6 protein-coding genes, 1 tRNA gene and 1 pseudogene are annotated in these 8,617 nt (G+C 72.8%); 3 read left to right on the plus strand and 5 right to left on the minus strand.

Going from position 1 to position 8,617, the window contains the following annotated elements:
- Together BU198_RS08645 and BU198_RS08650 are read right to left on the minus strand one after the other, a co-directional pair.
- A pseudogene (locus BU198_RS08645) lies at window positions 1-201 on the minus strand (FHA domain-containing protein); the annotation flags it as partial.
- 46 nt (window positions 202-247) lie between these two features.
- The gene (locus BU198_RS08650; RefSeq protein WP_188296261.1) at window positions 248-1,117 is read right to left on the minus strand and encodes an FhaA domain-containing protein; all 870 of its coding nucleotides are present in this window, start codon (window positions 1,115-1,117) and stop codon (window positions 248-250) included.
- Between the two features lie 422 nt (window positions 1,118-1,539).
- Here BU198_RS08650 and BU198_RS08655 point away from each other — a divergent pair.
- A tRNA-Leu gene (locus BU198_RS08655) sits at window positions 1,540-1,623 on the plus strand.
- 86 nt (window positions 1,624-1,709) lie between these two features.
- On the opposite strand, the gene BU198_RS08660 is transcribed toward BU198_RS08655, so the two are convergent.
- Window positions 1,710-2,855 (minus strand): sensor histidine kinase, encoded by a 1,146-nt coding sequence (locus tag BU198_RS08660; protein ID WP_188296262.1) that lies wholly within the window; start codon window positions 2,853-2,855, stop codon window positions 1,710-1,712.
- Entirely contained in the window at window positions 2,852-3,505 is a 654-nt protein-coding gene (locus tag BU198_RS08665; RefSeq protein WP_223244124.1) for a response regulator, read from the minus strand. The genes BU198_RS08660 and BU198_RS08665 overlap by 4 nt, the downstream gene beginning before the upstream one ends.
- A 399-nt stretch (window positions 3,506-3,904) precedes the next feature.
- Here BU198_RS08665 and BU198_RS08670 point away from each other — a divergent pair, with 399 nt between their 5' ends.
- A complete protein-coding gene (locus BU198_RS08670; RefSeq protein ID WP_317620029.1) occupies window positions 3,905-5,674 on the plus strand; it encodes a phosphatidylglycerol lysyltransferase domain-containing protein in 1,770 nt (589 codons plus the stop codon).
- 277 nt (window positions 5,675-5,951) lie between these two features.
- A complete protein-coding gene (locus BU198_RS08675) occupies window positions 5,952-6,644 on the plus strand; it encodes a hypothetical protein (RefSeq protein ID WP_317620028.1) in 693 nt (230 codons plus the stop codon).
- An 80-nt stretch (window positions 6,645-6,724) separates the two neighbouring features.
- On the opposite strand, the gene BU198_RS08680 is transcribed toward BU198_RS08675, so the two are convergent.
- The coding region (locus BU198_RS08680; protein WP_188296263.1) for a SpoIIE family protein phosphatase at window positions 6,725-8,617 on the minus strand (1,893 nt) is incomplete at its 5' end.

Genomic DNA, 8,617 nt, shown 5'->3' on the forward strand with positions numbered 1-8,617 from the left:
CTGGGCCGGTGCCGCGGTGCGTGCCGCGGGTGTGGTGGCCGCGCCGCCGGCCACCGTGGCGGCCCCGCCGCGACGGGAGGGCCGCGGGTTCACCTTGGTGCCGAACAGGTCGCTGCGGATCACCTGGATCGCGACGATGACGAACAGCCACAACACGGCCAGGAAGCCCAGCCGCATGACCGTGAGGGTCAGTTCTGACATGACCGTCCCGCCAGTCGGTGAGCGAGGCGCGCGAACAATTCGGACACTACCCTTCGACCTGCCGGTAGACGATGGTGGTGGAGCCCACGACGATTCGCGAGCCGTCGCGGAGCGTAGCGCGCTGGGTGTGCTGTCCGTCCACCACGATGCCGTTGGTGGAGCCCAGGTCCAGCACCATCGAAGGGGTGCCGGGACGGATCTCGGCGTGCTTGCGGGAGACTCCGGGGTCGTCGATCCGCACGTCCGCCTCGGTGGACCGGCCGAGCACGCAGGCCGAACCCGAGATCTGGTGCCGGGAGCCGTTGACCTCGATCCAGCGGCGCATCGAGGTGCCGCCGTGGCCGGCGCCGGGGAAGGCCCGGACGTTGCCGCCGGCGGGTGCCGGCGCGGGAGGGCCGGGGGGCATCGCGGGAGGCGCGGCCGGCGGCGGGGGCGTGCCGTACTGGCCGGCGCCGGGCTGCTGCCACGGTGCGCCGGGCGCCGGAGCGGCCGGCGGCCGGTCGTAGCCGGGCTGCTGCGGCGCGTACTGCTGCTGGGGTTCCTCGGCGGCGAGGGTGCGGCTGCGCACCCGGTACAGGCCGGTGTCCAGGTCGTCGGCCTTCTCCAGGTTCACCTGGAGCGGGCCCATGAAGCTGTACCGCTGGGCCTCCGCGTACTCGCGGACCATCCCGGCCAGTTCGGTGCCGAGCTGCCCGGAGTAGGGGCTGAGCCGCTCGTGGTCGTGCGGGCTCAGCTCGACGATGAAGTCGTTCGGCACGACGGTGCGGTCGCGGTTCCAGATGCTCGCGTTGTTGTCGCACTCGCGCTGCAGCGCACCGGCGATCTCCACGGGCTGGACCTCGGACTTGAACACCTTCGCGAAGGTGCCGTTGACGAGACCCTCGAGTCGCTGCTCGAACTTCTTCAGCACTCCCATGGGGCACCCCCTTCCAGGGTTCGTTCGCCTGCCTGCCGGCCGGATCCCGCCCGGGACCCGGTCGCGCCTCCTACTTGCGGTACTTCCGTACTGATCGTATCCACGCCGGGCCCTTCCGTACGGTTCCCGGACCGTGTGGTGCCCGGGGGTGGGCTCGGACACACAGGGTGACGCATGTCGGGTACGGCACGCCAGGTGTGCCCGGTGGAGCGCCCTCCCCGCAGTCGCACGGGCGTTCGCCGGGCATTCGTTCGGTTGCGGTCGGCCCCGCCCGACAACGGATTCGGAGCCGCCCCCCAGGTCGTGCTAATGTTTTCCATGTCGGAAGGGCCGCCCGGAAGGGAGGCCGGTCCAAGGAAACGCGAAGTACTCATGGTACCGAGCGGTTTGGGAGATCGGTCGGCAACGAGGACAACACCCATGCGCGGGTGGCGGAATAGGCAGACGCGCTGGATTCAGGTTCCAGTGCCCGAAAGGGCGTGGGGGTTCAACTCCCCCCTCGCGCACAGCGAAGCCCCGCAGATCTACGGATCTGCGGGGCTTTCTCGTTGTCCTGGCCGCCCTTGCTGTCCGACGGCCCGGCGGGGGCGGGTCAGCCGTGGCCGGCCGGGAGTTCGGCGCGGACCTCGAAGCCGCCGTCCGGGGTCGGCCCCGCGGTGAGGCTGCCGCCCAGCAGCTGGGCGCGTTCGCGCAGACCGACCAGGCCGTGACCGCCGCCCGGCAGGGTCTCGGCCGGGAGCACCGGCGGGGCCTCGTTGCGGATCTCGACCCGCAGCCGGCGCCCCTTCGCCCGGACCCTCACGTGCACCGCCGCCTCCGGGGCGTACTTGGTGATGTTGGTGAGCGCCTCCTGGACGGTGCGGTAGGCGGCCCGCTCGACCGCCTCCGGCCACGGGCGGTCACCGGGGTGCAGCTCGGAGTCGGCGGCCAGGCCGCTCTCCTCGATCAGCCGGGGCAGGTCGGCCAGCCGGGGCTGCGGGGCGAGCGGGGCGTCCGGCAGCCCGCCGGTGCCGCGCAGCACCCCGACCATCTGGCGCAGCTCGTCGAGGGTCCGTACGGACAGTTCGCGGATGGTCCTGGCGGTCGTCACGGCGGCCGGGTCGGTGCTGCTGACCTGGAGCGCGCCGGCCTGGATGCTGATCAGGCTGACCTGGTGCGAGACCACGTCGTGCATCTCCCTGGCCAGCCGGCCGCGCTCGCTGATCAGCACCCGCTCGGCCAGCAGCCGGCTCTCCCGTTCCTGGCCGCGGGTCAGCTCGTCCAGCCGGGCGGCGAGCTCCCGCCGGGTGCGGGCGAGCAGGCCGGTGGCGGCCGGGCCGGCGGCCAGCATCACGGCCTGGATGGCGTCGAGCGCGGTGGCGCGGCTGAGGTCGACGACGTTCTCGGGCAGCGGCCAGTGGAAGAACTCGACCAGGGCGAACAGGGTGCCGCAGGGGATCACGATCCGGGGGCGGGGGCGCTCGGCGGCCACCGAGTAGACGGCGGTGATCGGGGCCAGCCAGATCTCGTCCACCCAGCTGCCCGGCATGGTGAGCAGCAGCACCGCCACCGGGAAGCGGCGGCGCCAGAACAGCGCGAGGGCGGCCAGCGTGGACAGGGCCACCTGCCACCAGGCGGCCTCCCTGGCCACCAGGGCGGCGTCCAGCAGGGAGTACAGGACGGGCAGCAGCAGCATCAGCCAGGGGGCGGTGCACCAGGCCGGCAGCCGCCTGGACGGCAGGTGGTCGGCGGTCGTCATGCCCCGTCGCCGGGTTTCGGCCGGACCAGTCCGGCCCGGTGGGCCACGACGGCGGCCTGGACCCGGTTGGCGGCGCCGAGCTTGCCGAGGATCGCGCTGATGTGGTCCTTGACGGTGCCGGTGCCGAGGAAGAGCCGGTCGGCGATCTCGGCGTTGGACAGGCCCTCGCCCAGCAGCGCGAGCACGTCGAGCTCGCGGCCGGTGAGGGTGCGGGCGAGCGCGGTGGCCTCGGCGTCCGGGCCGCCGCCGTCCACGTAGCCGCCGATCACGGTGCGGGTGACGGTCGGGGAGAGGATGTTGCCGCCGGCCGCGAGCACCCGGACGGCGTGCACCAGCTGCTCGGGTGCGGTGTCCTTGAGCAGGAAGCCGGCCGCGCCGGCCCGCAGCGCGGTGCCGATGTACTCGTCGGTGTCGAAGGTGGTGAGCATCGCCACGGCGGGCGGGTCGGGCAGGGCGCGCAGCCGGCGCAGCACGGAGATGCCGTCGAGGTCGGGCATCCGGATGTCGAGCAGCACCACGTGCGGGCGCAGCCGTCGGACGTGGTCCTCGGCCTGCCCGCCGGAGCAGTCGCCGACCACCTCCAGGTCGGCGGCGGAGCCGACGATCAGGCCGAGGCCGGAGCGGACCAGGATCTCGTCGTCGACGATCAGCACGCGGGTGGTGGTGATGGTGCCTCCTCGGTTCGGGCGGCCGGGTCGGGGCGGTCCGCGTGAGTCGTTTCGAGAGTAGGGCCAGCGGGAGTGGGGCGCCGAACGCGTGGGGGGTGCTCACCCCCGCCGTTCGGCGGGGGTGGGAATCGGCTACCCGGTTCACGCAATTCTCAGCTTCGGTGGGGAACCATGGAGTTGGCTGACCCTTTTCCGGCCGCTTCTCCCTTCGGGTGGCCGGCCGGGAGAAGGTGTGCCGGTCAGTCCGTCGGGCCCGTGCGGGCGTCCGGCGCCGGGCCGTTCGCGGATGCGCCCCACCATCTGATCGTTTGGAATTGAGCTGTGTCGTCCACTGTGAAGCCGGAGCCGTCCGCCACGGCGACCGGGCCCCGTCCCGTCGGCGTGCTCGACCGCTGGGGCCCGAGGGCCGCCGCGGCCTCCGTCTGGTACCTGCGGCTGATCGCGCTGCTGAACGTGGCGACGGTGCTGCTGGTGCCCTTCCGCGACCAGGTCAGCGAGCACAACGAGGGTGAGTACTTCACCCCGTACCTGATGACCGCGGGCCTGGCCAGCGCGGTGCTGTCGGTGTTCCTCGCGATCGCGATGCGCAGGCGCAAGCGGGCCGCGTGGATCTTCAACACGGCGCTCGGCGGCATGTTCGCGCTGCTGTACCCGGCGGTCATGCTGGTGCCGGGCGAGCGCTTCGACACCCACCCGCTCAACTACTTCTCCACCATCCTGACCTGCCTGTTCGTGCTGGCGCTGCTGATCGGGCGGAGGGAGTTCACCTCCAAGGGCGACAGCTCCAACCCGAAGACCGCGGCGGCCACCTTCGTCGGCGGCCTGGTGTTCGGCGGCGGGGTCGGCGCCCTGCTGGTCTGGCTGACCAACGAGCTGTCCGGCGCGGGCTTCTGGGACCTCTTCCGGTACTCGGTCGGCCGGATGATCACCATCACCCCGTCCGAGCACCTGCGCTCGGTGATCACCGCCCCGACCTGGGTGAACGCGGCGATCAACGCGATGGGCGCGGTGCTCTTCCTGCTGGTGCTGTACGTGGCCTTCCGCAGCCCGCGCGGCAAGGAGCTGCTGACGCCGGAGGACGAGGCGAAGCTGCGCTGCCTGCTGGACAGGCAGGGCGAGCGGGACTCGCTCGGCTACTTCGCGCTGCGCCGGGACAAGGCGGTGGTCTTCTCCCCCAGCGGCAAGGCGGCGGTCACCTACCGGGTGATCGGCGGCGTCTCGCTCGCCTCGGGCGACCCGATCGGCGACCCGGAGGCCTGGCCGGGCGCGATCGACGCCTGGCTGTCCGAGGCCAGGGAGCACGCCTGGGCGCCGGCCGTGATGGGTGCCTCCGAGGAGGCCGGGGTGATCTACGCCCGGCACGGACTGGACGCGCTGGAGCTGGGCGACGAGGCGATCGTCGAGCTGGACGAGTTCTCGCTGGACGGCCGCGCGATGCGGGTGGTCCGGCAGGCCTACAACCGGGTCAAGCGGGCCGGGTACACGGTGCGGATCCGCCGCCACGAGGACATCTCGGAGGCGGAGATGGCCGAGCTGGTGGCCAAGGCCGACGAGTGGCGCGACGGGGCGACCGAGCGCGGCTTCTCGATGGCGCTCGGCCGGCTCGGCGACCCGGGGGACGGCCGCTGCGTGATGCTGGAGTGCCACGACGGGGACGGCGAGCTCAAGGCGCTGCTGAGCTTCGTGCCGTGGGGCCCGGACGGGCTCTCGCTGGACCTGATGCGCCGGGCCAGGGACACCGAGAACGGCCTGATGGAGTTCATGGTCATCGAGCTGCTGCAGCGCGCCGAGGAGATCGGGCTGAAGCGGGTGTCGCTGAACTTCGCGATGTTCCGTTCGGTCTTCGAGCGCGGTTCGCGCCTCGGCGCGGGGCCGGTGCTGCGGCTGTGGCGTTCGACCCTGGGGTTCTTCTCGCGCTGGTGGCAGATCGAATCGCTGTACCGGGCCAATGCCAAGTACCGGCCGATCTGGGAACCGCGGTACCTGCTCTTCGAGAAGAGCAGCGAGATTCCGCGGATCGGCCTCGCGAGCGCGCGCGCCGAGGGTTTCATCGTCGCGCCGAGCCTGCCCGCCCTGTTCCGTCGCCGGCACGCCGGGACCGCTGTGGTGGCGCCCCGCGTTCCGGTGACGGCACGGGACGGGAAGGGGTAGCCCTCCGTCGGGGGGCGGAGGGGGCCGGTCGGCCGATCGGGGGTCCACCGGGGGGATCACCCTCCCCCCTGAGGATGACCCCGATCCCCATTCATACCGATGTGGCTCTGTCGGCGGGCTTCTAGTGTTGGAGTAGTCGAGAGTTCGGGGATTCGGAGAACCGGTTGTGATTCACAGGACCCACGCGGGGGGCGTGCGAAAGGGGCCACTGGCAATTGCCGGAGCGGCCGCTGTCGCGGAGTGGGGAACGTTGTTCGCGACGGTCAGGGAATCGGTGGTGCGAAAGAAGTTCGCCGCCGTTCCGCTGGCCACCGTGGCGACGTTTCTGATCCTGCTGTTCAGCATCGTCCAGCACCTGCCGGGCGGCGAGCGTTTCGTCAACAACATCGGGGTGGTGCGGGCGGCGCTGCCGCTGGATGTCTCGCTGCTGCGGACTCCGCTCTCCCTGTACGTACCGGCGCTGGACCTTCCGGTCTGGGGGGCGCTGGCCCAGGTGTTCGTGGTCTTCGCGATCGCCGAGATCGTGCTCGGCCGGCGGCTGACCCTGGTGGTCGCCTACACCTGCACCCTGGCGGGCACGCTGTTCGCCCGGGTCGGCGTGGCGATCGGGCCGCACCACCTGTTCGGCTTCCCGAAGTGGGTCGCCTACGTGCGGGACACCGGGCCGTCGGCCGCGGTGGTGGCGCTGGCGATCTGCATCGCGTTCCGCTGCCGGGCCTGGTTCACCGGCGGCCTGGTGGTGGCGGTGATGATCGGCGAGGCCGTCGTGCTGCCGAACCTGGCCGGCCTGGAACACGTGGTCGCGGTGATCACCGCGCTGCTGATCGCGGTCTCGGTCGAGGTCTTCGGGGACTTCTGGCCGAGGGTGCTGGCCGGTGTCGGCGCGGCCGCCTCGGTGGCCGCGGCCGCCTCCATGGAGGTCGCGGCGGAGGCCCGGCGGCGCCGTTCGGCGGGGGCCGTCATCCCCTGACGGGTGACGATCACGCTTCGGCGGCCGGGTACGGGTGTCCGTACCCGGCCGTTCGGCGTGCCGGGGCGTCCGGCCGGCGGTCAGGCGTGCGGGAGCGGGAGTTCGAACCAGACGACCTTGCCCACCGCCTTGCGGGCGGTGCCCCAGCGTTCGGCGAGCTTGGTGACCAGGGTGAGGCCGCGGCCGGTCTCGCCGAACTGCTCGGCCGGCTCCAGCGAGGGCAGGTTGTGGTTGTCGTCGCTGACCTCGACCAGCAGCTTGTCCACCCGGATCAGCTGGAGCTTCACGGTGTCCCTGGCGACCCGGACGGCGTTCGTCACCAGCTCGCTGACCAGCAGCTCGGTGGTGTCGCTGAGCGCCTCCAGGTGCCAGCCGGCCAGCTGCTCGCGGACCAGCGAGCGGGCCCGGCGGACCTCCCGGTGGTCCACCGTGAGGTCCCAGGTGGCCACCTCGGACGGGGCGACCCCGTCGAAGCGGGCCACCAGCAGGGCGACGTCGTCCTTGCGGTCCTCGGTGTGCAGCCGGCGCAGCACCTCGTCGCAGGCCTGCTCGGGGCTCTGCCGCGGGTCGATCAGGTTGCCGCAGAGCGCGGCCAGGCCGGCCCCTATGTCCCCGCCCCTGACCTCGACCAGGCCGTCGGTGCAGAGCACCAGCATCGAGCCGTCCGAGACGTCGATGGTCTTGGCGACGAACGGCACCCCGCCGACGCCGATCGGCGCGCCGGCCGGGATCTCCAGCAGTTCGCCGGTGCCGTCCGGGTGCACCAGGACGGGCGGGACATGGCCGGCGCTGGCCAGTTCGCAGGTCCGGTTGATCGGGTCGTAGACCGCGTACAGGCAGGTCGCGAGGTGGTCGTCGCCGAGCTTGTGGGCCAGGTTGTCCAGGTGGCGCAGCAGCTGGCCGGGCGGCAGGTCCAGGGCGGCGAGGGTCTGCATGGCGGTGCGGAAGCGGCCCATCGCGGCCGCAGAGTGCAGGCCGTGGCCCATCACGTCGCCGACCACCAGGGCGACCCGGCTGCCGGGCAGCTGGATCGCGTCGAACCAGTCGCCGCCGACCTCGGCCTTGGGATCGCCCGGCAGGTAGCGGTGGGCGATCTGCACGCCGGGGATCTGCGGCGGGCGGGTCGGGATCATCGAGCGCTGCAGGGTGGTGGCGACCCTCGCCTCGGCGCGGTGCAGCCGGGCGTTGTCCAGCGACAGCGCGGCGCGGACGGCCAGCTCCTTGAGGGTCGCCGCGTCGCTCTCGTCGAAGGGGGCGCGGTCCGGCAGCCTGAGCAGCTTGAGGATGCCCAGCACGGTGCCGCGGGCGGAGAGCGGGACGACCAGCATCGAGCGGCCGGAGACCACCGGGACCAGCCGGGCGCCGCCGAGCGCGATCGCGTAGTCGACCGCGACGTCCGGGCTGACCACGGGGACCAGCACCGGCTGGTTCAGTTGCAGGGCCATTCCGGGCGGGGTGCGGCGGGGCATGCTGACCAGCGAGCCCTCGGAGAGCACGTGGTCCCAGGCGCCGCCGGTCTCGTTGTAGACCAGGGCGACCCGGCGCAGCATGGTGTCGTCGTCCGGGCGGGCGGCCGGGAGCTCGGAGTCCGAGATCAGCCCGTCCACCAGGTCCACGCAGGCGAAGTCGGCGACCCGGGGGACCAGCACCTGGCACAGCTCGTGGGCGGTGAAGCCGAGGTCCAGCGTGGTGCCGACCTTGCCGCCGACCTCGTTCAGCAGGGCCAGCTGCTCGCCGGCCTGCCCGTTGGTGAGGAACGGGCCCAGCCGTCCGCGGGAGGCGTTGTCGCCGCCCGCGGGGGCGGGGATCGGGACCGGAACGGGGACGGCGGCGGGCGGGGCCTGGCCGGGGCACAGCGGGGGGTGGCCGTTGGCGGACGGCTCGACGGCGGACGGCTCGATGGCGACGGCTCCTGCGCTGGGTGGGGGCACCTCGGGGCCGGCGGCCGGGGGCGGGACGGGCGCGCCGCCGGC

It is taken from the genome of Streptomyces sp. CBMA156, assembly GCF_014596515.1.
In the GTDB taxonomy this organism is placed as follows: Bacteria; Actinomycetota; Actinomycetes; order Streptomycetales; family Streptomycetaceae; genus Kitasatospora.

Excerpts from the sequence above, each read along its gene's own strand:
- BU198_RS08650 (WP_188296261.1), bottom strand. The coding sequence starts at position 1,117 with ATGGGAGTGCTGAAGAAGTTCGAGCAGCGACTCGAGGGTCTCGTCAAC.
- BU198_RS08660 (WP_188296262.1), bottom strand. The coding sequence starts at position 2,855 with ATGACGACCGCCGACCACCTGCCGTCCAGGCGGCTGCCGGCCTGGTGC.